The sequence below is a fragment of the Streptomyces sp. NBC_01410 genome, from assembly GCF_045040195.1.
GTDB lineage: Bacteria > Actinomycetota > Actinomycetes > Streptomycetales > Streptomycetaceae > Streptomyces.
Genome location: NZ_CP109530.1, coordinates 2357690 through 2382969, shown reverse-complemented (window position 1 = coordinate 2382969; position 25280 = coordinate 2357690). Strand labels below are relative to the sequence as shown.

21 protein-coding genes are annotated in these 25280 nt (G+C 70.7%); 11 read left to right on the top strand and 10 right to left on the bottom strand.

The features are described from left to right. Positions 1-14: 14 nt before the first annotated feature. From OG741_RS10990 to OG741_RS10965, 6 genes are all read right to left on the bottom strand, one after another. Positions 15-632 carry a DUF4126 domain-containing protein gene (locus OG741_RS10990; RefSeq protein WP_405596629.1) on the bottom strand — a complete coding sequence of 206 codons (618 nt, stop codon included), beginning with the start codon at positions 630-632 and terminating at the stop codon, positions 15-17. 312 nt (positions 633-944) lie between these two features. Then, entirely contained in the window at positions 945-1574 is a 630-nt protein-coding gene (locus OG741_RS10985; RefSeq protein WP_405596628.1) for a TetR/AcrR family transcriptional regulator, read from the bottom strand. A 29-nt stretch (positions 1575-1603) separates the two neighbouring features. After that, a complete protein-coding gene (locus tag OG741_RS10980) occupies positions 1604-3691 on the bottom strand; it encodes a YhgE/Pip family protein (RefSeq protein ID WP_405596627.1) in 2088 nt (695 codons plus the stop codon). Next, positions 3663-4397, bottom strand: a complete 735-nt coding sequence (locus OG741_RS10975; RefSeq protein ID WP_405596626.1) for an ATP-binding cassette domain-containing protein — start codon at positions 4395-4397, stop codon at positions 3663-3665. The genes OG741_RS10980 and OG741_RS10975 overlap by 29 nt, the downstream gene beginning before the upstream one ends. Before the next feature lie 78 nt (positions 4398-4475). Further along, entirely contained in the window at positions 4476-5438 is a 963-nt protein-coding gene (locus OG741_RS10970; RefSeq protein ID WP_405596625.1) for an MASE1 domain-containing protein, read from the bottom strand. Between the two features lie 55 nt (positions 5439-5493). After that, entirely contained in the window at positions 5494-6324 is an 831-nt protein-coding gene (locus OG741_RS10965; RefSeq protein WP_405596623.1) for a PP2C family protein-serine/threonine phosphatase, read from the bottom strand. Positions 6325-6487: 163 nt separating this feature from the next. Here OG741_RS10965 and OG741_RS10960 point away from each other — a divergent pair, with 163 nt between their 5' ends. The 3 genes from OG741_RS10960 to OG741_RS10950 all read left to right on the top strand — a co-directional run bounded on the left by OG741_RS10960 (position 6488) and on the right by OG741_RS10950 (position 8549). Then, complete coding sequence (locus OG741_RS10960) at positions 6488-7027, top strand: SAV_6107 family HEPN domain-containing protein (RefSeq protein WP_405596622.1); 540 nt, start codon at positions 6488-6490, stop codon at positions 7025-7027. Positions 7028-7132: 105 nt separating this feature from the next. After that, positions 7133-7891 carry a methyltransferase gene (locus OG741_RS10955; RefSeq protein WP_266477360.1) on the top strand — a complete coding sequence of 253 codons (759 nt, stop codon included), beginning with the start codon at positions 7133-7135 and terminating at the stop codon, positions 7889-7891. 250 nt (positions 7892-8141) lie between these two features. Then, entirely contained in the window at positions 8142-8549 is a 408-nt protein-coding gene (locus tag OG741_RS10950) for a DUF3040 domain-containing protein (protein WP_266477362.1), read from the top strand. A gap of 200 nt (positions 8550-8749) precedes the next feature. Here the strand turns inward: OG741_RS10950 and OG741_RS10945 are convergent, their stop codons facing one another. The 4 genes from OG741_RS10945 to OG741_RS10930 form a co-directional block, all read right to left on the bottom strand. Further along, a complete protein-coding gene (locus OG741_RS10945; RefSeq protein WP_405596621.1) occupies positions 8750-11272 on the bottom strand; it encodes a transglutaminaseTgpA domain-containing protein in 2523 nt (840 codons plus the stop codon). Then, the gene (locus OG741_RS10940; RefSeq protein ID WP_405596620.1) at positions 11269-12621 is read right to left on the bottom strand and encodes a DUF58 domain-containing protein; all 1353 of its coding nucleotides are present in this window, start codon (positions 12619-12621) and stop codon (positions 11269-11271) included. Before OG741_RS10940 ends, OG741_RS10945 begins: the two co-directional genes overlap by 4 nt. Then, positions 12621-13670: an AAA family ATPase gene (locus OG741_RS10935; RefSeq protein ID WP_405596619.1), complete on the bottom strand. Its 1050-nt coding sequence runs from the start codon at positions 13668-13670 to the stop codon at positions 12621-12623. Before OG741_RS10935 ends, OG741_RS10940 begins: the two co-directional genes overlap by 1 nt. A gap of 199 nt (positions 13671-13869) precedes the next feature. Then, positions 13870-14412, bottom strand: a complete 543-nt coding sequence (locus OG741_RS10930; protein WP_405596618.1) for a beta-class carbonic anhydrase — start codon at positions 14410-14412, stop codon at positions 13870-13872. Between the two features lie 409 nt (positions 14413-14821). On the opposite strand from OG741_RS10930, the gene rsmH reads away from it, so the two are divergent. The 8 genes from rsmH to ftsW are packed head-to-tail and all read left to right on the top strand — an operon-like array spanning position 14822 to position 25275. Further along, positions 14822-15775 (top strand): 16S rRNA (cytosine(1402)-N(4))-methyltransferase RsmH, encoded by a 954-nt coding sequence (rsmH, locus tag OG741_RS10925; protein WP_361912977.1) that lies wholly within the window; start codon positions 14822-14824, stop codon positions 15773-15775. Then, positions 15772-16308: a septum formation initiator family protein gene (locus OG741_RS10920; protein WP_405596617.1), complete on the top strand. Its 537-nt coding sequence runs from the start codon at positions 15772-15774 to the stop codon at positions 16306-16308. Before rsmH ends, OG741_RS10920 begins: the two co-directional genes overlap by 4 nt. Positions 16309-16312: 4 nt before the next feature. Beyond that, a complete protein-coding gene (locus tag OG741_RS10915) occupies positions 16313-18241 on the top strand; it encodes a peptidoglycan D,D-transpeptidase FtsI family protein (protein WP_405596616.1) in 1929 nt (642 codons plus the stop codon). A gap of 17 nt (positions 18242-18258) precedes the next feature. Then, positions 18259-19950 carry a UDP-N-acetylmuramoyl-L-alanyl-D-glutamate--2,6-diaminopimelate ligase gene (locus OG741_RS10910; RefSeq protein WP_405596615.1) on the top strand — a complete coding sequence of 564 codons (1692 nt, stop codon included), beginning with the start codon at positions 18259-18261 and terminating at the stop codon, positions 19948-19950. Beyond that, on the top strand, positions 19947-21362 hold the full coding sequence (gene murF, locus OG741_RS10905; RefSeq protein ID WP_405596613.1) for a UDP-N-acetylmuramoyl-tripeptide--D-alanyl-D-alanine ligase: 1416 nt from the start codon (positions 19947-19949) through the stop codon (positions 21360-21362). Before OG741_RS10910 ends, murF begins: the two co-directional genes overlap by 4 nt. After that, positions 21359-22429, top strand: a complete 1071-nt coding sequence (gene mraY, locus OG741_RS10900; protein WP_266477373.1) for a phospho-N-acetylmuramoyl-pentapeptide-transferase — start codon at positions 21359-21361, stop codon at positions 22427-22429. Before murF ends, mraY begins: the two co-directional genes overlap by 4 nt. Further along, the gene (gene murD / locus OG741_RS10895; protein WP_405596611.1) at positions 22426-23844 is read left to right on the top strand and encodes a UDP-N-acetylmuramoyl-L-alanine--D-glutamate ligase; all 1419 of its coding nucleotides are present in this window, start codon (positions 22426-22428) and stop codon (positions 23842-23844) included. The genes mraY and murD overlap by 4 nt, the downstream gene beginning before the upstream one ends. Positions 23845-23889: 45 nt before the next feature. Then, positions 23890-25275: a putative lipid II flippase FtsW gene (ftsW, locus tag OG741_RS10890; RefSeq protein WP_405596609.1), complete on the top strand. Its 1386-nt coding sequence runs from the start codon at positions 23890-23892 to the stop codon at positions 25273-25275. Positions 25276-25280 lie beyond the last annotated feature (5 nt).

Here is a 25280-nt window from a genome sequence, read left to right as displayed (position 1 = left end):
TCCGGGCGGCCCGGTCACCACGGCGGTCTGTCGACCCCTGCCGCCGCCGGCCGTCTCTCCACCCTCCGCTGCGCCCGGCGCCGCCAGAACCGGCGGATCCGCGAGGCCAGGAAGACCACGGTCACCATGCCCAGCGCGAGCAGCGTCCCGGCGATGACCGCCGCCGCCACCGGATGGAATATCGCGAAGGTGATGATCCCGGCGACGCCCAGATCCTCCGCCGTGCTCACCGCGATATTGCTGAACGGCTCGGGCGAGGTGTTGATCGCCATCCGGCTGCCGGCCTTGACCAGATGGCTCATCAGCGCGGTCGAGCCGCCGACCGCGCCCGCCGCGAGCTCCGGCAGCGAGCCGCTCTCCCCGGCGAGCAGCGCGGCCACGACCGCTCCCGCGACCGGCCGGACCACGGTGTGCACGGAGTCCCATATCGAGTCGACGTACGGGATCTTGTCCGCCACCGCCTCGCAGAGAAAGAGCACCCCGGCGACGATCAGGACATCCGTGCGCTGAAGAGATGCGGGCACCTCGTCGGTGAGCCCGGTCGCGCCGAAGACGCCCAACAGGAGGACCACCGCATAGGCGTTGATCCCGCTGGCCCAGCCGCTGGTGAAGACGAGAGGGAGTACGGACACGGACGCGATCGTAACCAGTCGCCGCGCGCCGCGGGTGGGGATGAGTGCGCAGGGCTGAGTATCCGTACCTAGTAGGTGAGATGAGTACGCGCGCGGATGGGGTCTCACCTGCGCAGACGGAAGAGTGGGGACCACGGAGGGGGCGCGGCGCCGGCACCGCCGACACGGGGCGGCGGAACGGCGCGGCTCCCCTGACGGATCGGGGGAGTACGGGGACGTGGGGGGAACACCGCCGGTACGGCGGGGCTCGGGGGGATCGAGCCTCGCCGGACCGGCGCTTTCGTGTCTCTGTGCGCGTGCTTGGGCCGGGCCTCAGCGACCGCTGACGCGGCCGTGCAGCAGCCGCGACAGGGCGGAGTGCACATCGTCTATCGACCGCTCGGGCTGGAACGCCTGCCAGTCGAGCGCGGCCACCAGCACCATCCCGACCAGCGCGGCCGCCGTCAGCGGAATGTCGATCTCTTCGCTCAACTCGCTGTTCTCGACGGCCTCCCGCAGCACTGTCTCGACGACGGCGACCGCCTGCTGGCGTACGACGAGAAGGGTCGACTGCCAGGCCCGGTTGGTGCGCCACAGTTCGGCGACGTACAGCTGGGTGAAGGCCGGATAGCGGTCTATGAAGACCAGACCGGCCCTGATCATCGCGTCCAGCGCCTCGACCTTGGTGCCGCCGCGTTCCGCCGTCTCGTCGGCGGCGGACTGGAGCGAGGCGGTGAGCAGGCCGACGCCGTACCGCAGCAGCTCCTCGAAGAGCTCGGTCTTGCTTTTGAAGTTGTAGTAGACCGTGCCCTTGGCGACCCCGGCGCGTTCGGCGATCTCGTCCACCGTGGTGGCGGAGAAACCCTGCTCGGCGATGAGCGTCACCGCTGCCTCGTAGAGTTTCGCCCGGGTCGCCCGGCGTCTTGTGCTGGTGCTGTCCTTGGCGTCCATGGCGTCGTCCATGGAATCGATTCTCACAGGTCCGCGCGCTCTCACAGGCTCAGCTCGGGGTGCAGCCGGTCGAGCGTCCACACCTGCTTGCGCCGGGCGGAGACCGCGGTCAGCGCGAGCGCGCCCGCGGTGAAGGCGATCAGCACCGCGCATGCCTGCCAGACCGGGCCGAGACCGCCGCCGGTGATGAGCCTGCGCAGCGCATCGACGACGTAACTCATCGGGAGGAAGGGGTGGATGGCGTTGAAGAACCCTGGGCTGGTCTGGACGGGGTAGGTGCCGCCCGCCGAGGTCAGCTGGAGCATCAGCACCGCCAGGACGAGGATGCGGCCCGCGGCCCCGAAGCGTGCGTTCAGCCACTGGATGATCGCGGCGAAGCAGCAGGTGACGAGGGCGAGGAAGCCGATGGTCCCGGCCGCGTACGCCATCTTCAGGCCAAGACCCCAGTGCAGTACGGACATCAGTGCCGCCACCTGCGCCAGACCGATCGCGGCTACGGGCAGCCAGCCGGCCACCGCGATCCGCCATGCGGAGGCGCCCGCGGCGAGGGCCCGCCGGTTCAGCGGCTGGATGATCATGTACGCGACCATGGCGCCCACCCAGAGGGAGAGCGGGATGAAGTACGGGGCGAAGCCGGTGCCGTAGTTGGGCGCCTTGTGCAGCGACTGATTGGCGAGCTTCACCGGGTCGGCCATCACCTCGGTGCGGCGGTCGCGGTCGCTCTTGCCGTAGTCGGGGATCTTGCCGACGCCGTCGTTGAGTCCGCCCGCCAGCTCGGTCGAACCGTCGGCGAGCTTGAACATGCCGCCGTCGAGCTTGCCCGCGCCCGTCTTGAGCCTGCCGACACCGGTGTCGAGATCGGTGGAGCCGGCCTTGGCGCTGCTCAGTCCGGTGTGCAGCTTGTCCGCGCCCTGAGCGACCTTCTTGGCACCCGAGTTGAGGTCGTTGATCTTGCCGACGGCGGACTCCAGGTCCTCGTCGAGCCGCGGTGAGCGCTTGGCGAGATCGTTCGCCTTCTTCTGCAGATCGGCGAGTTGGCCGTCGAGCTTCTTCAGATCGCCGCTGTTGCCCTTCACCAGCGCGTTGACGTCGTCGGCGATCTTGGCGACATCGGCCGCGGTGACCTTCGCCCGCTTGAGGGCGGGGCAGAAGGTGGGGTCGGGGAGGAGTGCGTCTTCGCAGTGAGCCTTGTAGATGGCGCTGAGCTCGTCGGCCGACTTGTGGGCCAGGGCCGCGGCGCCGGGGGCCGTCTTCACGAGGATGTCGAGGTTGTGGCGTATCGCCTGGGAGGAGTCGGCGACCAGGCGGGCCGCGTCCCCGATCGCCTTGCCGTTGTCCTTGAGGTACGGGCGCACGTCGGCGGCCACCCCGTTGACCTTGTCGGCGAGCGCCTGGGTGCCGTCGGAGACCTGCTGGGAGCCGGTCTCGAGATCGCTCGCGCCCTTGTTCAGCTTGACCAGGCCGCCGGCCAGCCTGCCACTGCCGTTCTTGGCGTCCTTCAGCCCGTCCGCGAGATCCTTGGAACCCTTCTTCGCCTTGCCGATCCCGCCCTTGAGCTGGTCGGCGCCCTTCGCTGCCTTCTCCGTGGCGTCGTGGATGCCGGAGAAGGAGATGAAGATCCGGTCGAGGAAGGTGCGGGAGGCGTTGACGGAGGCGGCGGTGCGGACCTCGGAGAAGACCGTCCGTGAGATCTGCCCGACGATGTAGTTGTTGGCGTCGTTCGTACGGACCTGAAGGGCGCCGGTCTCGGGGGAGTCGCCGGAGCTGGAGGCGATGCGCGCGCTGAAGTCCTCGGGCATGGTCAGCGAGAGGTAGTACGCGCCGTCCTCGACGCCTTTGCGGGCCTCGGCCTCGCTCACCTCGTGCCACTCGAAGACCTTGCTCTCGCGCAGGCCCTTGGTGATCTCGTCGCCCGCGGCGATCTTCTTGCCGGAGGCGGTGGCGCCCTTGTCGTCGTTGACGAGCGCGACGGGGATCTTGTCGAGCTGTCCGTACGGATCCCAGAAGGACCACAGGTAGAGCGCGCCGTACAGCAACGGCAGCAGCAGGACCGCGACGAGCGCGGCGCGCGGCAGCTTCCCCCTGCCGAACCGCTTCAGCTCAAGCGCGGCCAGTTTCGGCGAGCGCATCGGCCGCCCCCTCCTCGTTCGTGCGGATGATGGTCGTGTCCTTGGGCGCCTGGCTGCACACCGCGAGCACCGTCGTGCCCGCGTCGGCGACGAAGCGCAGCAGCTTCCAGGCCTCGGCCCGGTCGGTGTCGGAGAGCTTGAGGTCGGTGTCGTCCACGGCGAGCAGCCGCGGCCGGCCGATCAGCGCGAGGGCGACGGACAGGCGCAGCGCCTCCAGCCGCTCCAGATCGCGTACGGAGGTGCGCTTCTCCTTGGGGAGCGTCGCCAGGTCGAGCCCGGCCGCCTCCAGCGCCTCGTCGACACGGCTGCGAGCCGCGGCCAGACGCTCGGCCCGCGGCCGCAGCAGGGCGCGCAGCGAGACGTCGAAACGGCGCTGCAGCAGGGCCCGTTCGCGCAGATGCTCGGCGACGGTCAGCGCCGGGTCGAGCTCGCTGACGCCCGGCACATGACCGAGCGCGCTGATGCGGCGTACGGCAGCCATCTTGCGCGGCAGCGCCAGGCCGCCGACCTGGGCATGGCCCTCGGCGGGACGCATCCGTCCGGTGAGCGCGAGCAGCAGGCAGGTGCGGCCCGAGCCGGACGGGCCCTCGATCGCGATCAGCGAGCCGGGTTCCGCGTCGATGTTCACCGAGCGGAACGCCCAGCCGCGCGGGCCCTTGAGCCCGAAGTCCTCGGCGGTGACGGCCGCCCCGTGCGGGCTGTCCACGTACCCTCCCCCATTTTTGAACTGACTAGTCAGTTCAAAAACTACCTCCGATCCCTGACCGAAGCAAAACCCGGCGGTTCACCGACCGGTCTGCGGCCCGTCACGGGGATCCATATGAGTCACCATCTCGGTGAGCTGCACGCAGAGCCGCTTGATCTCCTCATGGGTCTTGTTCCGCTCGGTGATGACCGCCGCGAGCAGAAGGGCGGTCAGTGCCGTGGTGCCGTTGAAGGCCTGCAGCGTGACCATGTTCTCGAGCAGGTCGTGATGGGCGAAGGGGCCGGACTCGCGGGCCGCGGCGAGGATCGCCAGCGTCATCACCAGCAGCGCGCACGGGGCCGCACCGGTCAGCTGGAAGCGGAACGCCGCCCAGATCAGGAACGGGAAGACGAGAAAGAGCAGGGCCGAACTGTTCGTACTGGTGGCCAGAATCGCTACGAAGAGCGTGCCAAGGAGCAGGGCCGACGCCTCGATCCAGCGGCCGATCCCGGCGTCGCCCGGCCACCGGGCCCGGCGCAGGGCGAGCAGGAACGGAGTGACGGCGAGCACCCCCATCGCGTCACCGGTCCACCACACCGACCACGTCGGCCAGAAGTCGTCCGCGTCCAGCGCCCCGGAGAGCACCAGGACCCCGCTGCCCACGGTGGAGCTGATCAGCATTCCGGCCAGTGCGCCCAGGAAGATCAGCGCCAGCCCGTCCCGCAGCCGGTCCAGCTCGGTGCGGAAGTCCGCCCGCCGCAGCATCGCGTACGCGCCGAGCGGAGCCAGCGTGTTGCCGGCGACGATGCCCAGCACCGCGAGCGGGGTGGGGCCGATGGACACATTGACCAGGAAGGCGCCGAGCGCGATGCCCGGCCAGATCCGCGGGCCGAGGAGGAGCAGACCGGCGAGGGCCACGCCGGTCGGCGGCCACAGGGGCGTGACCTGACCGCGTACCAGCTGCTGCAGAAGCCCGAGCCGGGCGGACCCGTAATAGACGGCGGCGACAGCGAGGATCCGCAGCGCAGGAGGTCCATAGCGGCCGATCTCCGCAGTGCGCACCACAGCAGTCTGCGCTCCCCCCAAGGCTGCGGCGAGTCAGACGGGGCAAGACCGGTCACCCGGGCCCACGCGGGCCGTCGTAGCGGACGACGAGTACGGCGGCGTCGTCGCTGTGACCCGTCTGGTCGGCCACCTTGATGACGGTGGCGGCCAGCACGTCGGGGTCGGCGTCGAAGCCCACCTTGACCAGCCGGGCCACCTCGGCCAGTCCGGCCTCCATCGGATAGGTCGGTCCTTCGACGACCCCGTCGGTGAGCAGGACGAGGACTCCTGGCTCGGTGAGCCGTCGGTGTGTCACCGGATAGAGCTCGCCCGGCAGGACACCCAGGGGCGGGCCTCCCCGGTCGAGGGCGATGCCCGAGCGGCCGCTCGCCGTGGCCCAGATCATCGGGACGTGGCCCGCCCTGGACACCGTGAGGTCGCTGCTGACCGGGTCGAAACGAAGGAAGCAGCAGGTGGCGAACAAGCCGCCGCCCATGGAGATCAGCAGGTTGTTGGCGCGGCCGAGCACCTCGCGCGGATCGCTCGTCGTCTCGGCGATGGCGCGCAGGCTGGTGCGGACCTGCCCCATGAACGCGATGGCTTCCACGTCATGGCCCTGCACATCGCCGATCGCGAGGCCGAGCGACCCGTCCATCATCACGAAGGCGTCGTACCAGTCGCCGCCCACGTCGAGACCGTCCCGTGAGGGCGAGTACCGGGCGGCGATGCGCAGGCCGGGAAGGACCGGAAGCGCGGGCGGGAGCATATGGCGCTGCAGGGCCATGGCCAGCTCTACCCGGGCCCGCTGCAGCTTGATCTGCGCCAGGGCCTGGTCGACGAGCCGGCCGAGGGTGATCAGCAGATGCTGCCCATCGTCGGGCGGGTCGGCGCGATGTCCGCGCATGGTTGCTCCGGGGGCTGGCCGCAGAACTCCTGACTTCACCTTAGCCGTCGGCCCCGCCCCCGTCCCCACAGAGAACAAGCAGGTCAGAGCCGATTGTCAGTGGTCCCCCTCACGATGGACACATACGGCCACAGTGCCGTCACACGACGACAGGAGGTTCGTCATGGCCAGCTCCAACGCAGCAGCCGCACACCGGCGCCGCGCCACCGGCCCTGCCCCCTCACTGACCGGACCGGCGAAGGACGTGCATCCCGTCCTGCGGCGGGCAACGGCACCGCCCGCCGCCCTCGACCTGCTCGCCCAGGCCCGTACCGGACTGGACGAGGCCACCACTCTCCACACGCCGAACGAGCGGTACGCCACGGCCCATCTGGCCGCCCTGCGCACCGCGGCCGCGGTCCTCGCCGCCCGCGGCCGGCCCGAGACCAGCGCCCGCCGGCGGCAGCGGATCCGAAGCGCCTGGGAAGTCCTGCCCGAGATAGCGCCCGAACTGACCGAGTGGAGCGCCCTGTTCGCCTCGGGCGCCCGGCGCAGGGCGCGCGCGGAGGCGGGGATACAGGGCGCGGCCGGCGCCCGCGACGCCGACGACCTGCTCCGTGACGCGGCCATGTTTCTGCGCCTGGTCGAGCGGATGCTGGTGCTCCAGCCTGTGCTGCCCCAGCCGCGGATTGAGCAGCCGGGGACGGGAGATGCCGCGGGGTGAGACAACGGACCGGCAGAGGCCGGGGGCGGTCGGCGAAGGCAATAGGGTGGTCTGCGTCTTCACCGTAGAACCGCCCGAGTACAACCGCCCGAGGAGTCAACTGCCGTGTCGGACCCGATGCGCCCCCGCGCCTCCCTCCGTACCGCCGTGGTCTGGGACGTCCTCAAGGACGCCCTCGACCGCCGGGCCAAGGCGAGGGGGACGGATGCCCTGGACGTCCTCGACACCGGCGGCGGCAGCGGCTACTTCGCGGTGCCCGTGGCCCAGCTCGGGCACCGCGTCACCGTGGTCGACCCCAGCCCCAACGCGCTCTTCGCGCTGGAGCGTCGCGCCGCCGAAGCCGGTGTGGCCGACCGGGTCCGCGGCGTCCAGGGAGATATCCACGGCCTGTTCGACGTCGTCGAGCGCGGCGGCTACGACGTGGTGCTGTGCCACGGAGTCCTGGAGTACGTGGACGACCCGGCCGAGGGCGTACGCAACGCGGTGGACGCACTCCGGTCCTCCGGCGCCATCAGCCTGCTGGCCGCCGGTATGGGCGGCGCCGTCCTGGCCAGGGCACTCGCCGGGCACTTCACCGAGGCACGCCAGGCGCTCTCCGACCCCGCCGGACGCTGGGGCGCCGGTGACCCGGTGCCGCGGCGCTTCACGGCCGAGCAGCTCGCCGAACTCGTCGCGGAGGCGGGCGTCGAGGTCGGCGCCGTACACGGCGTCAGGGTCTTCGCCGACCTCGTCCCTGGCGTCCTGGTCGACACCGAGCCCGGAGCGCTCGACGCGCTGCTGAAGCTTGAGGCGGCCGCGGCCGAACTGCCCGCCTTCCACGCCGTCGCCACCCAGCTGCACGTACTGGGCGAGAAGCAGGGCTGATCAGCGGCGCAACCGCACATGGAGTACGCCACACACCACCCGATCGTGGCCTTCGCCCCGTATGATCGGGGGACACCATCCGGCATGACGGATCGGAGGTTGGGGAATCTACGCCTCAGCACCTGAGCCGCCATGGCGGCCCGGACTGGCGAATTGGGTTAGAGGGCGGGTTTCACGGGGGCGATTCCCTGCCTATCCTGAAAGGGCCGCATACCGGTCGCCCCCCGCGGCCGACGACTAGGAGGACTCCGTGCCGCTCTCGGAGCACGAGCAGCGAATGCTCGAGCAGATGGAGCGAGCGCTGTACGCCGAAGATCCCAAGTTCGCTACAGCGCTTGAGGGAAGCGGGCTGCGTACGTACACCCGACGACGGGTCTACCAAGCAGTCGCGGGCTTCCTGGTGGGTATCGCGCTCCTCATGGCCGGAATGGTCGCGCAGCAGATCTGGATCAGCGTGGTGGGATTTCTCGTCATGCTCGGCTGTGCGGTTCTCGCGGTCACCGGATGGCGCAAGGCGCCCAAACCGGGTGAGCAGCAGACCCTGGGGGACACGGCAGCCACGGCTCGCCGTCGGCCCCGCCAGCGCCGGTCGATGATGCACCGGATCGAGGAGCGGTGGCAGCGCCGCCGCGACGAGCAGGGTGGCCAGGGCCGCTGAGCCGATCGGCGGCAGCAAGCGGAACACACGACATACGGCTGAGGGGCGACGCGAGAACGCGTCGCCCCTCAGCCGTATGTCGGCTCTCTCGCCTCAGCCCTGTGCCCGCCCACTCGCCCCGGCTCACCCGCAGATGAGCCCGGTCATGGGGCCGGCTTGCGCCGACCCCATGACACCAAGGCCCGTTCGGGCCGAAGGCGTCAGCCCCGCTGCCGGGACGGCCGGCGCAGGATGCCCGGCCACCTGTCCAGCAGCCCCCACCTGCTCGCCGTCGCGCGCACCCCCCAGCGGTCCGTGAACGCCGTCCAGCGCGCAGAGAGGGCCCACACCACCCGGACGGTCGAGCGGGGCGCCAGGAGGGCCCGCAGACGGGTTCCACGGCTCGCCGCTGCCCGCAGCCCGGCACGGACCTGCTGGGCGTCGTCCCCGAGCCCCGTGACCGGCCGGGGCTCCGGGGCGTAGAGCACCTGCTCCACCGCCCGGGCCACCCGGTGCACCGCGTCCGCCGGCTCGTTCTCCAGCTTGCCCAGCCGGACGATGCGGGCAGCCGCCTTCCGCGGCGTCTGCGACTCGTCGGGCAGGATGCCGTGGTCCCAGGCCAGGTCGGAGATCTCCTGCCAGGTCGCCAGCGTCCGGGCCGACTCCTCCGCGAGCGCGCGCTCGTCGTCGGCCACCGGCCCGTCAGTGGTCTTCTGCAGCGAGACCAGCGCCGGATCCGCGGCGCCCGCGGGCGCCCGGCCGCCGGAGCGCAGCCGCCGTGCCCGCGTCCTGATCCGCCACAGCATCGGCAGCAGGGGCACCAGCACCAGCGCCACGATGCCCAGACCCAGACTCACCCAGGTACTCGCCGGGGTTCCCGGGTCGGTGGGCGGAGCGACCTCTTGCGGCGCGGCAGCACCGCAGTCACCGAGGCGGCGCGCCTGCGGCGGGCAGTTGTCCGTCTCGGAGGGCGCGGTCGAAGGCTCCGCGGAGGCGCTTCCCTGGGGCTGCGCCGGGGTGCTCGGCCCGCCGCTCGGCGACTGGGGCCGGGTGTAGTCGGGCGGGGTGCCCCGGCTGGGGGTCGGCTCGAACCGCGTCCACCCCACGCCCTCGAAGTACAGCTCGGGCCAGGCATGGGCCTCCTGCAGACCGACGGACATGCTGCCGTCGGAGAGCGGGGATCCGGGGGTGAAGCCCACCGCGACCCGCGCGGGTATGCCGAGCGTCCTGGCCATCGCGGCCATCGAGAAGGAGAAGTGGATGCAGAAGCCCTCCTTCCTCTTCAGGAAGCGGCTTATCGCGCCGGCGCCCGTACCGGACTCCACCTGGGTGTCGTAGCGGAAGCCGCCCGTGACGGCGAACCAGTCCTGGAGCTTGACCGCACGCTCGTAGTCGTTCGTGGCGCTCTTGGTCACGCTCTTCGCGATGTTCCTGACGTCGCCCGGCAGCGCGTCGGGGACCTTGGTGTACTCGCTCAGCAGCTTGGCGGGGGCGCGCGGCGCCGAAGACAGCTGCTCCGCCGTCGGCTTCACCATCAGGCTGGTGACGGTGTACTGCGCGCCGCGGGTGTCCTGACCGCGGTCGCCGACCAGCGTCCGGCCCTCGGGCTCGAAACGCCAGCGTCCCTTGATCGCCACCTTGGTCGCCGGGTAGGGGAGCGGCAGCCAGCTCTGTTTGTACGAGCCCGCCGCCGAGACGTTCGTCTTGATCTCGGTGACCGCGACGGACGGACTCAGGCCCGGTGCCTGGGGAAGCTGATTCGGCACATCCGAGATGTCGCGCTGCGAGGTCTTCCACGCGGTCCCGTCGAACTGGTCCAGCGCGACGATCCGCAGATAGAGGTCCTTGGTCTGCGTCGTGTTGGTGCGATACCGGATGACCTCGCGGTCCTCGGGCTGGTTGAGGCTGTCCTGCAGCGAGACCAGCGGGTTCACCGCGGAGATCGTGCCGCCGCCCGGGCCGGAGCCGTTCCCGTTGCCCGCGCTGTCCAGCAGCCCCCCGTCCAGTGCGGGCAGCGCCGCCGGGACCACGAGCGCGACGCCCAGCGCGAGCGCGCCGATCCGGCGGCCCGTGCGGACCGGTGCCAGCGCCTGGGTGGCGCCTCCTGGGGGGACGTATCTGCCCGCCGTGGGGCCCTGTGCGGTAGCTGCACCGCCGAAGACCCGGCCCCACTGGGACAGCCGGTCGCGGCTCTCGGCCAGCAGGAGCACCAGATATCCGGTGGCCGCGAGCAGGAACCACAGCCAGCTCGCGCCGCCGCCGGACAGGCCCGCGGCGACCGAGTACAGCGCGAGCAGGGGCAGTCCGGCCGGGGCCGCGCTGCGGAAGGTCACCGCGAGGGCGTCGACCGCGAGGCCGATCAGCAGCACACCGCCGAGCACCATCAGCCTGATGCCGTCGGTCGCCGGTGCCGGGATGGCGTACCGCCCGACGTCCTCGCCGCCCGCGTTCAGCAGCTCGCCGAACCGCTGGAAGGCATCGGGACCCGGCAGCACGCCGAGAATCGCCTGGCCCCGGGCGAAGAGCAGGGTGAGCAGCAACAGCAGAACGAGCGCCTGCACCGCCACAGTCAGCGGCCGGGCCAGCGGCACGCGCCGGGCCAGCGCCCCCACACCGCTCACGATGGCCAGCAGGAACACCGCCTGCAGCATCCAGCTGGCCGGTTCGATCAGCGGCAGCATCGCGCCCGCCGCCATCAGCGTGGCGGCGTAGGCGCACAGGGCCAGCCTTCCGCGACCGCTCATGACCAACCCCCAGAGAAACCGTTCGTACCGCTGCCGGAGGACTCGGTGCGCTCCCGGCCCGCCTGGCGCCACAGATCGGAGAGCTGCGCCCCGGGCGCCACGGCCAGCGCCGTCCAGCCCGCCTCGCGCAGCAGCCGCAGCCGGTCCTCGACCGCCCCCTCGATCGCGCCGCCCGTGACCCACGACCCGCTGTCCAGGACGAAGGCGACGGCGGCCCCGCTGCGCCGGCGTATGCGCGCGGCCAGGGTCGCCTGCTCCTCGTCGAGATCGCCGAAGAACGCGAGCAGCAGTCCTTCGTTCCCGCCGCGCAGCACGTCGTACGAGCGCGAGAGCCCGGCTCCGTCGGAGTGGTCGACGACGGCGAGCGTGTCCATCAGACCCGCGGAGTCCGCGGACTCCTGGGTCGAGCCGGCGAAGCCGTCGGCGCCCTCGGCGGGCACCGAGCTTCCGGTGTCCGTCAACAGCCGCACCGAGAAGCCCCGTTCCAGCATGTGCACCAGCGCGGAGGCCGCACCGGACACCGCCCACTCGAAGGCGGAGTCGGGACCCGCGCCCTGATAGGCGATGCGCCGGGTGTCGAGCAGCACCGTGCATCTGGCCCGCTGCGGCTGCTCCTCGCGGCGCACCATCAGCTCGCCGTAGCGCGCGGTGGAGCGCCAGTGGACCCGGCGCAGATCGTCGCCGTAGCGGTAGTTGCGCGGGATCACGTCGTCGTCACCGGCCAGCGCGAGCGAGCGGTGGCGGCCGTCGCCGTAGCCCGAGGACTCACCGGCGAGCCGCACGGCGGGCAGCGCCTCGGTCCGCGGGATGACGGTCAGCATGTCGAAAGCGCTGAAGGAACGAGTCAGCTCGCACATCCCGAACGGGTCGCTCAGCCGCAGCTGGAGCGGGCCGAGCGGATAGCGCCCGCGCAGATCCGAGCGGACCCGGTACGACACCTCGCGCCGCCCGCCCGCCTCGACCCGGTCCAGTACGAACCGGGGCCGGGGACCCAGCACGTACGGCACGTGGTCCTGGAGCATCAGCAGCCCGGTGGGCAGCCGCGAGACGTTGTCCATCCGCAGATGCACGCGCGCCTCCGAGCCGGCGGGCACGCGCGCGGGCGAGAGCCGCCGGCTGCCCGCCACCCGGTAGCGGGTGCGGTACAGCACGGCGACGCAGACCAGCGGCAGCACCGCGAGCAGCAGTCCGACGCGCAGCAGATCACCCTGTCCGAGGACATACGCGCACACCGCGGCGGCTATCCCCGCCGCGAGGAAGGAACGGCCGCGCGTCGTCAGTCCGCCCAGGGCCGCCCGCAGTCCGCCCGAGTCCTTGCCTTCCGTGGCGGCGGGGCCCCCGGCCGACATCACAGCCGCCGGGCGCCGGGCTGCTGGCCGTAGAGCGGCGGCTGCGATGTCGGCCGGCCCGGGACATAGGAGGTCTCGGCGCCGCCGGACGTGGGCACGGGGATGCGCTGCATGATCTCCAGTACGACCTGCTCCGCCGTACGCCGGTTCAACTGGGCCTGAGCTGTGGGCAGCAGGCGGTGGGCCAGCACCTGGACCGCCAGCGCCTGGATGTCGTCCGGCAGGGCGTAGTCACGGCCGCTGAGCGCGGCCGAGGCCTTCGCCGCCCGCAGCAGATGCAGCGTGGCGCGCGGCGAGGCGCCGAGTCTGAGATCCGGGTGGCTGCGGGTGGCCGCCACCAGCTCCACCGCGTACCGCCGCACGGAGTCGGCGACATGGACGGTGCGTACCGCGTCGATGAGCTTCACGATGTCGTGGGCGTGTGCCACCGGCTGCAGATCGTCGAGCGGCGAGACGCCGCCGTGCACATCGAGCATCTGGAGCTCGGCGTCCGCGCTGGGGTACCCGATCGACACGCGCGCCATGAAGCGGTCGCGCTGCGCCTCCGGCAGCGGGTAGGTGCCCTCCATCTCCACCGGGTTCTGGGTGGCCACCACCATGAAGGGGCTGGGCAGTTCGTACGTCTTGCCGTCGATGGTGACCTGGCGCTCCTCCATCGACTCCAGCAGCGCCGACTGCGTCTTGGGCGACGCGCGGTTGATCTCGTCGCCGATCACGATCTGGGCGAAGATCGCGCCCGGCTTGAACTCGAAGTCACGCCGCTGCTGGTCGAAGATCGACACACCGGTGATGTCGGACGGCAGCAGGTCCGGCGTGAACTGGATGCGCCGCACCGAACAGTCGATGGACCGCGCCAGGGCCTTGGCCAGCATCGTCTTGCCCACGCCCGGCACATCCTCGATGAGCAGATGCCCCTCGGCGAGCAGCACGGTCAGCGAAAGCCGTACGACCTCAGGCTTGCCCTCGATCACACCCTCCACCGACCGGCGCACCCGCTCCGCTGTGGTGGTCAGATCTGTGAGGCTCGCTCGATCGTCATAGGTCGTCACCCGGCCCTCCTCGGCCCGTTCTACGGGCCGGCGCCTTTCAGACGGCCCGGCCCACCCCGAATCACGGACACCAGCTCCGGAAGGTTCCGGAAGGTGTCACACCCGCATTCTTGTTGCCGTTACCGCGTCGTGTCACTCGCCTGTGGATAAAGGAGTGGGAATTGTCGGAGTTGCCGCATTTCTCCGGGTGTCCTGCTGGTCACACAGCGGGGTCGATCTCCCTCAGCAGCCCCTTCGTCACATCGAAGACGAAGCCGCGGACGTCGTCGGTGTGCAGCAGGAACGGCGAGGTGCGCACCCGCTGCATCGACTGACGTACGTCCTGGTCGACATCCCGGAAGGCCTCCACCGCCCACGGCGGACGCTGACCCACCTCGTCCTCCAGCTCGTGGCGGAAGTCCTCCGTGAGGCTCTCCAGACCACAGTTCGTGTGGTGGATGAGTATGACGCTGCGAGTGCCGAGCGCCCGCTGGCTGATGGTCAGCGAGCGGATCACATCGTCCGTGACCACGCCGCCGGCGTTGCGGATCGTATGACAGTCGCCCAGCTCCAGGCCGAGCGCGTCGTGCAGGTCGAGCCGGGCGTCCATGCAGGCGACGACGGCCACGCCCAGTACGGGGCGCGCGTCCATCCCGGGGTCCTGGAAACCGGCGGCGTAGCGCAGGTTCGCCTCGACGAGACGGTCGGTGACCGTGCCACGGGAAGGCGCTGCTTCTGCGGGGTGGTGCGCGGAAGTCGACATGAGGACGACGGTAATGCGCACAGACGGCCGAAGCCCGCTGTGAGAGGGGACAAAGAACATCAATGAGCCTTGTTGTGAGCTAACCCACAGGTGTGATGCGGACACGCCCGTACGGGTGAAGTGTCCGCGTCCGCGACGTGTCTCCAGGTGCCGCGCGCCACGCGCCATCCGGTTGATTGACCGGGAGGACGCGTCGACTAAAGTGACGCGCAGTTCACGGACACATCCTGCACATTTCAATTTTCTCCCCGCGTGTGCGGCGTACGTACGGCCCTTCTGGGCGGGCGGGGACCCGGCAGTACGTACACCCCGCGCCGGACCTGAGAGGGCGCATGAGCGAGCGCAGCGAGCGAATCAGAAGAAGCCGTGCGCCTGGCGAATGTCGCCCCGAGCCCTGCGAGGGGCGCGCATGAGCCAGACCCGACACGTCCCGGTGATGCTCCAGCGGTGCCTGGACCTGTTGGCCCCGGCCCTGCAGATGCCGGGCGCGGTGGTGGTCGACTGCACCCTTGGGCTCGGCGGACACAGCGAGGCTCTGCTCACGCAGTTCCCCGAGGCACGCCTGGTCGCGCTCGACCGCGACACCGAAGCGCTGCGGCTGTCGGCCGAGCGGCTCGCCCCCTTCGGTGACCGGGCAACCCTGGTGCATGCCGTCTACGACGAGCTGCCTCAGGTCCTTGAGCGGCTGGGGATCCCCCGGGTCCAGGGCATCCTGTTCGACCTCGGCGTCTCCTCCATGCAGCTCGACGAGGCCGACCGTGGCTTCGCGTACGCCCAGGACGCCCCGCTCGACATGCGCATGGACCAGACGACCGGCGTCAGCGCGGCCGAGGTCCTCAACACCTACCCGCCCGGTGAGCTGGTGCGGATCCTGCGCATGTACGGCGAGGAGAAGCAGGCCAAGCGGATCGTGTCGGCAGTCGTAAGGGAACGCGAGAAGGAGCCCTTCACCAACAGCGCCCGGCTCGTCGAGCTGATCCGCGACGCGCTGCCGCAGGCCGCCAAGCGCACCGGCGGCAACCCCGCCAAGCGCACCTTCCAGGCCCTGCGCATCGAGGTGAACGGCGAGCTGACCGTCCTGGAGCACGCGATCCCGGCGGCCGTCAAAGCGCTCGCCGTCGGCGGCCGTATCGCCGTCCTGTCCTACCACTCGCTGGAGGACCGGCTGGTCAAACAGGTCTTCGCGGCCGGCGCGGCCAATACGGCGCCACCCGGACTGCCGGTCGTCCCCGAGGAGTACCAGCCCCGGCTCAAGCTGCTGACCCGCGGTGCGGAGCTCCCCACCGAGCAGGAGGTCGCCGAGAACCGCCGTGCGGCGCCCGCGCGCTTCAGGGGAGCGCAGCGCATCCGGGAGGACGTGTGAACTCAGCGGCCAAGCAGCTGAAGGGGCGGGCCGCGCGGCTCGCCAGGCTGATGCCGTCGGGGCCGAGCACCGCCGCCCGTACTCCCTTCGTCCTGCTGGTCGTCGTGCTCCTCGGCGGCGGCCTGATCTCGCTGCTGCTGCTGAACTCCGCGCTCAACCAAGGCTCGTTCAAGCTGAGCGAGCTGAAACGGAAGACCACCGAACTCACCGACGAGCAGCAGGCGCTCCAGCGGGACGTGGACAACCGCTCCGCCCCCGGCGCGCTGGAGCGCAGGGCCCGTGAGCTGGGCATGGTGGCGGGCGGCAGTCCGGCCTTCCTCGATCCGGACGGCACAGTACGCGGCGTTCCGGGCGAGGCCACCGCGCTGCCGTCGCCCGCCCCGTCGCCGATGGAAATCCGCAAGCCGGTGCTCCCGCCTCCGTCCCCCTCGCCCACGGCGTCCCCGGCCACGGCCCCTGCGCCCAGCGCCGGCCCGACGACCGAGCCGTCGCCCCCGTCCGTGAAGCCGATCCCGACGACCACCGGCAGGTGACGCAGTGCCCAAGGAACCACCGCGCCGCCGGGTGCCAGGACCCGCCAGGCGTCCGTCCGTCCGGCCCGCGCCCCGCCGTCCCAGGCCCGCCCCGCGCGCCATCCGGCTCGGCAGTCCCCGCCCCCGCCTGCGCCTGGTCAGCCTCGGCCTGACGCTGGTGATGCTGGCCTTCGTCGTACGCCTGCTCCAGGTACAGGCCGTCGACGCGAGCGCGTACGCCGCCAAGGCGGAGAAGAACCGCTACCTCAGCCACAAGCTCACGGCCGAGCGCGGCGAGATCACCGACCGGGCCGGAATCGCCCTGGCCACCAGCGTCGACGCGTACGACATCATCGCCGACCCGAAGATGTTCACGCCGAAGGAGAGCAAGGCTCCCGACGCCCCGGAACAGGCCGCCGCGCTGCTCGCCCCGCTCCTCGGCAAGGACGCGGCCGAACTCGCCAAGAAGCTCAAGGCCCCCAAGTCCCGCTACACCGTGCTCGCCCGCCGCCAGACCCCCCAGGTCTGGAACCAGATCAAGGACCTCAAGTCCGTCTTCGCCGAGAAGGCCAGGACGGACAGGGCCAAGGGCGGCCCCGGCGCCAATGTGATCGGCGGCGTCTTCCAGGAGCCGAGCAGTAAACGCGTCTACCCCAACGGCGACCTCGCCGCCGGGATACTGGGTTACGTCAACGCCGAGGGCCGCGGGGGCGGCGGCGTGGAGTCCATGCTCGACAAGGCGCTGGCCGGCAAGGACGGCGAGATCACCTACGCCCAGTCCGGCGGCCGCCGCGTCCCCACCGCGGGCTCACGCGAAGTCCCCGCCGTCCCCGGCTCCGACATCGAGCTGACCATCGACCGCGACATCCAGTGGGCGGCTCAGAAGGCCATCAGCGAGCAGGTGACGAAGTCCAGGGCCGACCGCGGCTACGTGATAGTGCAGAACACCCAGACCGGCGAGGTGCTCGCCATGGCCAACGCACCGGGCTTCGACCCCAACGACCTCACGCAGGCCAACTCGGCCGCCATGGGCAACGCCGCGCTCCAGGACGCCTACGAACCGGGCTCGACCGCCAAGGTCATGTCCATGGCCGCCGTGCTGGAGGAGAAGGCCGCGACCCCCGCCACCCATGTCGTCGTCCCCAACCGGCTGCACCGCGGCGACCGGCTCTTCAAGGACGACATCGACCACCCCACCTGGAACCTCACGCTCAACGGCGTACTGGCCAAGTCCAGCAACATCGGCACCATCCTGGCGACCGGCGAGCTCGGCAAGACCCAGCCCGCCGCCAACCAGGTCCTCTACTCGTATCTGCGCAAATTCGGCATCGGCAGCCCCAGCGGGCTCGGCTATCCGGGCGAGACGCCCGGCATCCTCGCCACGCCGCAGAAGTGGTCCACTTCGCAGCAGTACACGATCCCCTTCGGCCAGGGACTCTCGCTCAACGCCATGCAGGCGGCCTCCGTCTACTCGACGATCGCCAACGGCGGAGTACGCATCGAGCCCACCCTGATCCGCGGCACCAAGGGTCCCGACGGACGCTTCACCCCGGCGCCCGCCCCCGGCAAGACCCGCGTCGTCAGCGAGCAGACGGCCAGAACGCTGGCCACCATGCTGGAGTCGGTCGTCGGCGACGAGGAAGGCACCGGCACCAAGGCCCGTATCCCCGGCTACCGCGTCGCGGGCAAGACCGGAACGGCCAACCGGGTCGATCCGGAACTGGGCCGCTACAAGGGCTACACCGCCTCCTTCGCCGGCTTCGCGCCCTCCGACAAACCCCGCATCACCGTCTACTGCGCCATCCAGAACCCGACCAAGGGCAGCTACTTCGGCGGCCAGATCTGCGGCCCGATCTACCAGAAGGTCATGGAGTTCGCGCTCAAGACCCTCCAGGTCGCACCGACCGGCGCCGCCCCCGCCCGGCTGCCCGTCACCTTCCAGGCCGGCGAGTGACCCCGGAGGAACCACCAGTGACAACCATCACCTCCGATTCCGGGAACCCGCCGGACCGGTCCGCGCGCGAGGCCCCCTCATTTAGCCGCGGGCCGGGTGCGCCGGGTACGCTCACCGCCGTGTCGCACGCTGATCAGTACCGAACCGCCCAGCAGGACGCCCCCGCCAAACAGACGGGAGCGCCCCGTCCGGACCGGCCCCGCCCGACATCCCTGGGGGAGCTGGCCGCCGAGCTGGGTGTGAAGAGTCCCGGCCCCGGTGAGGTCACCGGCATCACCCACGACTCCCGGGCGGTACGCCCAGGCGATGTGTACGCCGCCCTGCCCGGCGCCCGCTTCCACGGCGCCGACTTCGCCGCCCAGGCGGCGGACCTCGGGGCGGCCGCGATCCTGACCGACCCGGCGGGCGCCGAGCGCGCCGCCGCGACCGGCCTGCCGGTCCTGGTCACCGACGCCCCGCGCGGCCGCATGGGCGCCCTCGCCGCCGAGATCTACGGGCACCCCGGCGACGCCCTCCTCCAGATCGGCATCACCGGCACCTCCGGCAAGACCACCTCGGCGTACCTCGTCGAGGGCGGACTCAGAGCGGCCGGCCACAGCACGGGCCTCATCGGTACGGTCGAGATGCGGATCGGCGACGAGCGCATCAAGTCCGAGCGCACCACCCCGGAAGCAACCGACCTCCAGGCCCTGTTCGCCGTCATGCGCGAACGCGGTGTCCAGTCGGTCGCCATGGAGGTCTCCAGCCACGCCCTCGTGCTCGGCCGGGTCGACGGCTGCGTCTTCGACGTCGCCGTCTTCAACAACCTCAGCCCCGAGCACATGGAATTCCACTCCGGCATGGAGGACTACTTCCAGGCGAAGGCGCAGCTGTTCACGCCGAAGCGCGCCAAGCTCGGGGTCGTGAACTTCGACGACGAGTACGGCCGCAGGCTCCTCAAGGAGGCGTCCGTACCGGTCACCAGCTTCTCCGCCGAGGGCCACCCGGACGCCGACTGGCGGGCCGAGGACGTCGAAGTCAGCGCGGTCGGCTCCGCGTTCACGGCGGTCGGCCCGGCGGGCGAGCGGATCCGCGCACAGGCCCCGCTGCCCGGGCCGTTCAACGTCGCCAACACCCTGGCCGCCGTGGTCACCCTCGCCGTCGCCGGGATCGACCCGCAGACCGCCGCCGACGGCATCGCCGCCGTCCCCGGCGTACCGGGCCGCCTCGAGCGTGTGGATGCGGGCCAGCCGTATCTCGCCGTCGTCGACTACGCGCACAAGACGGACGCCGTCGAATCGGTCCTGCGGTCCCTGCGCAAGGTCACCGAGGGCAAGGTGCACATCGTCCTCGGCTGCGGCGGCGACCGGGACCAGACCAAGCGCGGCCCGATGGGCGCCGCTGCCGCACGCCTCGCGGACACCGCCGTACTGACTTCCGACAACCCGCGCTCCGAGGATCCCCTCGCGATCCTGGCCGCGATGCTCGCCGGGGCGGCCGAGGTACCGATCCACGAACGCGGAGACGTCCTGGTCGAGGCCGACCGGGCCGCCGCCATCGCCGCGGCCGTTGCCCGCGCACAGCCCGGCGACACCGTGCTGGTCGCCGGCAAGGGCCACGAACAGGGCCAGGACATCGCCGGAGTGGTCCGCCCCTTCGACGACCGCCAGGTCCTGCGCGCGGCCATCGAGAACGCCGCAAGCTCTTCGAACAGTGGGATGAAGCAGTGATCGCCCTCTCCCTCGCCGAGATCGCCGAAATCGTCGGCGGGCAGTCGTACGACATACCGGATCCGGACCTGCGGGTCACCGGTCCCGTCGTCATCGACTCCCGCGCGGTGCAGCCCGGCGCCCTTTTCGCCGCCTTCGCAGGTGAGAAGGTCGACGGCCACGACTACGCCGAGCGGGCCGTGGCGGCAGGCGCGGCCGCCGTGCTGGCCACCCGCCCCGTCGGCGTACCCGCGATCGTCGTGCCCGACGTGACCGCCGCACTCGGCGCCCTCGCGCGCTCCGTCGTCGAACGCCTCGGCACCACGACCGTCGCGCTCACCGGCTCCTCCGGCAAGACCAGCACCAAGGACCTCATCGCCCAAGTCCTTGAGCGCAAAGGCCCCACGGTCTACCCGGCGGGCAATCTGAACAACGAGATCGGTCTGCCGCTGACCGCGCTGCGGGTCGCCGAGGACACCGAGCACCTCGTCCTCGAGATGGGCGCCCGCTACATCGGCGACATCCGCTATCTCACCGGCCTGGTCCCGCCGAAGGTCTCCCTCGTACTGAACGTCGGCACCGCCCACATCGGCGAGTTCGGCGGCCGTGAGCAGATCGCCGAGGCCAAGGGCGAGATCGTCGAAGGTCTGCCCCCGGCCGATGCGGGCGGTGTGGCCGTCCTCAACGCCGACGACCCCCTCGTACGCGCCATGGCGTCCCGCACCAAGGCCCGCGTGATCCTCTTCGGAGAAGCCGGGGACGCGGACGTACGTGCCGAGAATGTCCGGCTCACCCGGCAAGGACAGCCCGCCTTCACACTCCACACCCCCACCGGGTGCAGTGACGTGACCATGCGGCTGTACGGTGAGCACCACGTGTCGAACGCGCTCGCCGCGGCCGCCGTCGCCCATGAGCTGGGCATGTCCGTCGACGAGATCGCCCTGGCGCTCTCCGAGGCCGGCACCCTCTCGCGCTGGCGCATGGAGGTCACCGAGCGTCCGGACGGCGTGACGGTCGTCAACGACGCCTACAACGCGAACCCCGAGTCCATGAGAGCCGCGCTGCGTGCGCTCGCGGCCATGGGCCAGGGTCGGCGGACGTGGGCGGTGCTCGGCCAGATGGCCGAGCTCGGTGGCGAAGCGCTCGCCGAGCACGACGCGGTCGGGCGGCTCGCCGTCCGGCTCAACGTCAGCAAGCTTGTCGCAGTCGGGGGCAGGGAAGCGTCCTGGCTTCAACTGGGCGCATATAACGAGGGTTCGTGGGGTGAGGAGTCGGTGCACGTGTCCGACGCGCAGGCGGCGGTCGACCTGTTGCGCAGTGAACTGCGTCCGGGAGACGTCGTGCTGGTGAAGGCTTCCAGGTCGGTCGGGCTCGAGCGGGTCGCCCAGGCGCTGCTCGAGACCACGACCGAGGGCGAGGTCACCGGCCGATGAGGCAGATCCTCTTCGCGGGAGCCATCGGGCTCTTTCTGACCCTGGTCGGTACCCCGCTGCTGATCAAACTCCTGGCCCGCAAGGGATACGGGCAGTTCATCCGGGACGACGGCCCGCGCAGCCACGGCAGCAAGAAGGGCACGCCCACCATGGGCGGCATCTCCTTCATCCTGGCCACGCTCATCGCGTACGCGCTGTCCAAGGTGATCACCGGCGAGGACCCGAGGTTCTCGGGTGTGCTGGTGCTCTTCCTGATGGCGGGCATGGGCCTGGTCGGCTTCCTGGACGACTACATCAAGATCGTCAAGCAGCGCTCGCTCGGTCTGCGGGCCAAGGCGAAGATGGCCGGACAGCTGATCGTCGGCATCGCCTTCGCCGTGCTGTCACTGCAGTTCGCCGACGCCCGCAACCAGACCCCCGCATCCACCAAGCTGTCGTTCATCACGGACTTCGGCTGGTCGATCGGCCCGGTGATCTTCGTGGTCTGGGCGCTGTTCATGATTCTCGCGATGTCCAACGGCGTGAATCTGACCGACGGTCTGGACGGCCTGGCCACCGGCGCCTCGGTGATGGTCTTCGGCGCGTACACCTTCATCGGGCTCTGGCAGTTCCAGGAGTCGTGCGCCAACGCGGTGACACTCACCAACCCCAACGCCTGCTTCGAGGTGCGGGATCCGCTCGATCTCGCCGTCGTCGCCTCCGCCCTGATGGGCTCCTGCTTCGGCTTCCTGTGGTGGAACACCTCGCCCGCCAAGATCTTCATGGGCGACACCGGTTCACTCGCCCTCGGCGGTGCGCTCGCGGGTCTGGCGATCTGCTCCCGTACGGAGTTGCTGCTCGCCCTCCTCGGCGGACTGTTCGTCCTGATCACCATGTCCGTGGTCATCCAGGTCGGTTCCTTCAAGATGACCGGTAAGCGGGTCTTCAGGATGGCGCCGCTCCAGCACCACTTCGAACTCAAGGGGTGGTCCGAAGTCCTTGTGGTGGTCCGCTTCTGGATCATCCAGGGCATGTGCGTCATCGTGGGTCTGGGGCTCTTCTACGCGGGCTGGGCGGCCGACAAGTGAGTGCGCAGGACTGGCAGGGCAAGCGGGTCACCGTCGCGGGTCTCGGAGTCTCCGGGATCCCGGCCGCCCGCGTGCTCCACGGTCTGGGCGCCGTCGTCACCGTCGTCAACGACGGGGACGACGAGCGCTCCCGCGCCCAGGCCGCCGAACTGGAGGCGGAGTCAATCACCGTCCGCCTCGGTGACGGGGCGACCCTGCCCGCGGGCACCGAGCTCATCGTCACCACCCCCGGCTGGAAGCCGGACAAGCCGCTCTTCCAGGCCGCGGCCGGGGCGGGCGTCCCCGTCTGGGGCGATGTCGAACTGGCCTGGCGGCTGCGCGGTCCTGACGCCGCGCCCTGGCTCGCGGTCACCGGCACCAACGGCAAGACCACGACCGTGCGGATGCTCGCCTCGATCCTCGAAGCCGCGGGTCTGCGCACGGCTGCCGTCGGCAACATCGGCGTCTCGCTCCTCGACGCGGTACTCGGCGACACGACGTACGACGTCCTCGCCGTCGAACTCTCCAGCTACCAGCTGCACTGGGCGCCTTCGCTGCGCGCCCACTCCGCCGTCGTGCTCAACCTGGCGCCGGACCACCTCGACTGGCACGGCTCGATGGAGGCGTACACCGCCGACAAGGGCCGTATCTACGAGGGCAACAAGGTCGCCTGCGTCTACAACGCCGCCGACAAGGCCACCGAGGACCTGGTGCGCGAGGCCGACGTCGAGGAGGGCTGCCGGGCCATCGGCTTCACTCTCGGCACGCCGGGCCCCTCCCAACTCGGCGTCGTGGACGGGATCCTGGTCGACCGCGCCTTCGTCGACAACCGGCACAAGCAGGCCCAGGAGCTCGCCGAGGTCGGGGACGTCAGCCCGCCCGCCCCGCACAACATCGCCAACGCCCTTGCGGCGGCGGCGCTGGCCCGTGCGTACGGTGTCGCACCCGCGGCCGTACGCGACGGACTGCGCAGCTTCCGGCCCGATCCGCACCGCATCGAGAAGGTCGCGGACGTCGCCGGTGTCGCGTACATCGACGACTCCAAGGCCACCAACACCCATGCCGCGGAAGCCTCCCTGGCCGCCTACGACCCGATCGTGTGGATCGCGGGCGGTCTGGCCAAGGGGGCGACCTTCGACGAACTCGTCTCGAAGTCGGCACAACGGCTGCGCGGCGTCGTACTGATCGGGGCGGACCGCGCCCTGATCCGCGAAGCCCTCGCGCGACACGCCCCCGAGGTCCCGGTCGTCGACCTCGACCGGACAGACACTGGGGCGATGTCGGCGGCGGTCCGGGAAGCGGCGCGGCTGGCCCGCCCCGGGGACACGGTTCTGCTGGCCCCGGCCTGTGCGTCGATGGACATGTTCGCCAACTACAACAAGCGAGGCGAGGCGTTCGCGGACGCGGTCCGTGAACTCCCCGCCGAGCGCGCCTGACCGGCCACACCCCCGCGCCAGGCACGACTGGAGGGGACAGCGACCATGCCGGCCGATGACACCGACGCCGCCCCCTCCGGGCGAGTCCGGAGCCGCCGGACGGGCTCCAAAGGAGCCTCTCCGGCGATCGAGGCGAGGCGTCCGGGGCGGAGCCCCGCCCTCACCCGCAGGCCAAGCGTCTCCCGCCCGCCCCGCAGCAGGGGCGCACGACGGCTGTACGAGCAGGCACGCCGCGCCTGGGACCGCCCGCTGACCTCCTACTACCTGATCCTCGGCAGCAGCCTGCTGATCACCGTGCTCGGCCTGGTGATGGTCTACTCCGCCTCGATGATCAAGGCGCTGGAGCTGTCGCTCCCGGCCTCGTACTTCTTCCGCAAGCAGTTCCTCGCCGCGGCCATCGGCACCGGTCTGCTGCTGGTCGCGTCCCGGATGCCGGCCAAGCTCCACCGGGCCCTGTCCTACCCGCTGCTCATGGGCGCCATCTTCCTGATGGTGCTCGTCCAGATCCCCGGGATAGGGCATGCGGTCAACGGCAACCAGAACTGGATCTATCTGGGCGGCCCCTTCCAGCTCCAGCCCAGCGAGTTCGGCAAGCTGGCGCTGATCCTGTGGGGCGCCGACCTGCTGGCCCGCAAGCAGGACAAGCGTCTGCTCACCCAGTGGAAGCACATGCTGGTCCCGCTCGTCCCGGTCGCCTTCCTGCTGCTCGGCCTGATCATGCTCGGCGGCGACATGGGTACGGCGATCATCCTCACCGCGATCCTGTTCGGCCTGTTGTGGCTGGCGGGAGCGCCGACCCGGCTGTTCGCGGGCGTGCTCGGCATCGCCGCCCTCGTCGGTCTGATGTTCATCAAGACAAATGCGAACCGGATGTCCCGGCTCTCCTGCATCGGCGCGATCGACCTCGGCCCCCAAGGCGAGTGCTGGCAGGCTGTGCACGGCATCTATGCTCTTGCGTCTGGCGGATGGTTCGGTTCCGGTCTCGGTGCAAGTGTGGAAAAATGGGGTCAACTCCCCGAACCTCACACCGATTTCATCTTCGCCATCGCCGGGGAGGAACTCGGTCTGGCGGGGACGCTGTCGGTGCTCGCCCTGTTCGCGGCTCTAGGCTATGCGGGTATCCGCGTGGCCGGACGCACGGAGGACCCCTTCGTGAGGTACGCCGCGGGAGGTGTGACCACCTGGATCACGGCCCAGGCCGTGGTCAACATCGGTGCGGTGCTCGGCCTGCTGCCGATCGCCGGTGTCCCGCTCCCGCTGTTCTCCTACGGAGGGTCGGCCCTGCTGCCGACCATGTTCGCGGTGGGGCTGCTGATCGCCTTCGCGCGAGAGGACCCGGCCGCGAAGGCGGCTCTGGCCGTGCGGAGGCCCGGGGTGAGATGGAAAACGATGAGGCGGCGCGTCAAGATGCGTCCGTCCGGAGAGCGGTGAATTTC

What these genes read in the sequence shown, in the direction of transcription:
- OG741_RS10985 (WP_405596628.1), bottom strand. Translation starts at nt 1,574, where the DNA reads ATGGACGACGCCATGGACGCCAAGGACAGCACCAGCACAAGACGCCGG.
- OG741_RS10980 (WP_405596627.1), bottom strand. Translation starts at nt 3,691, where the DNA reads ATGCGCTCGCCGAAACTGGCCGCGCTTGAGCTGAAGCGGTTCGGCAGG.
- OG741_RS10965 (WP_405596623.1), bottom strand. Translation starts at nt 6,324, where the DNA reads ATGCGCGGACATCGCGCCGACCCGCCCGACGATGGGCAGCATCTGCTG.
- OG741_RS10960 (WP_405596622.1), top strand. Translation starts at nt 6,488, where the DNA reads ATGGCCAGCTCCAACGCAGCAGCCGCACACCGGCGCCGCGCCACCGGC.
- OG741_RS10945 (WP_405596621.1), bottom strand. Translation starts at nt 11,272, where the DNA reads ATGAGCGGTCGCGGAAGGCTGGCCCTGTGCGCCTACGCCGCCACGCTG.
- OG741_RS10940 (WP_405596620.1), bottom strand. Translation starts at nt 12,621, where the DNA reads ATGTCGGCCGGGGGCCCCGCCGCCACGGAAGGCAAGGACTCGGGCGGA.
- OG741_RS10930 (WP_405596618.1), bottom strand. Translation starts at nt 14,412, where the DNA reads ATGTCGACTTCCGCGCACCACCCCGCAGAAGCAGCGCCTTCCCGTGGC.
- rsmH (WP_361912977.1), top strand. Translation starts at nt 14,822, where the DNA reads ATGAGCCAGACCCGACACGTCCCGGTGATGCTCCAGCGGTGCCTGGAC.
- mraY (WP_266477373.1), top strand. Translation starts at nt 21,359, where the DNA reads ATGAGGCAGATCCTCTTCGCGGGAGCCATCGGGCTCTTTCTGACCCTG.
- ftsW (WP_405596609.1), top strand. Translation starts at nt 23,890, where the DNA reads ATGCCGGCCGATGACACCGACGCCGCCCCCTCCGGGCGAGTCCGGAGC.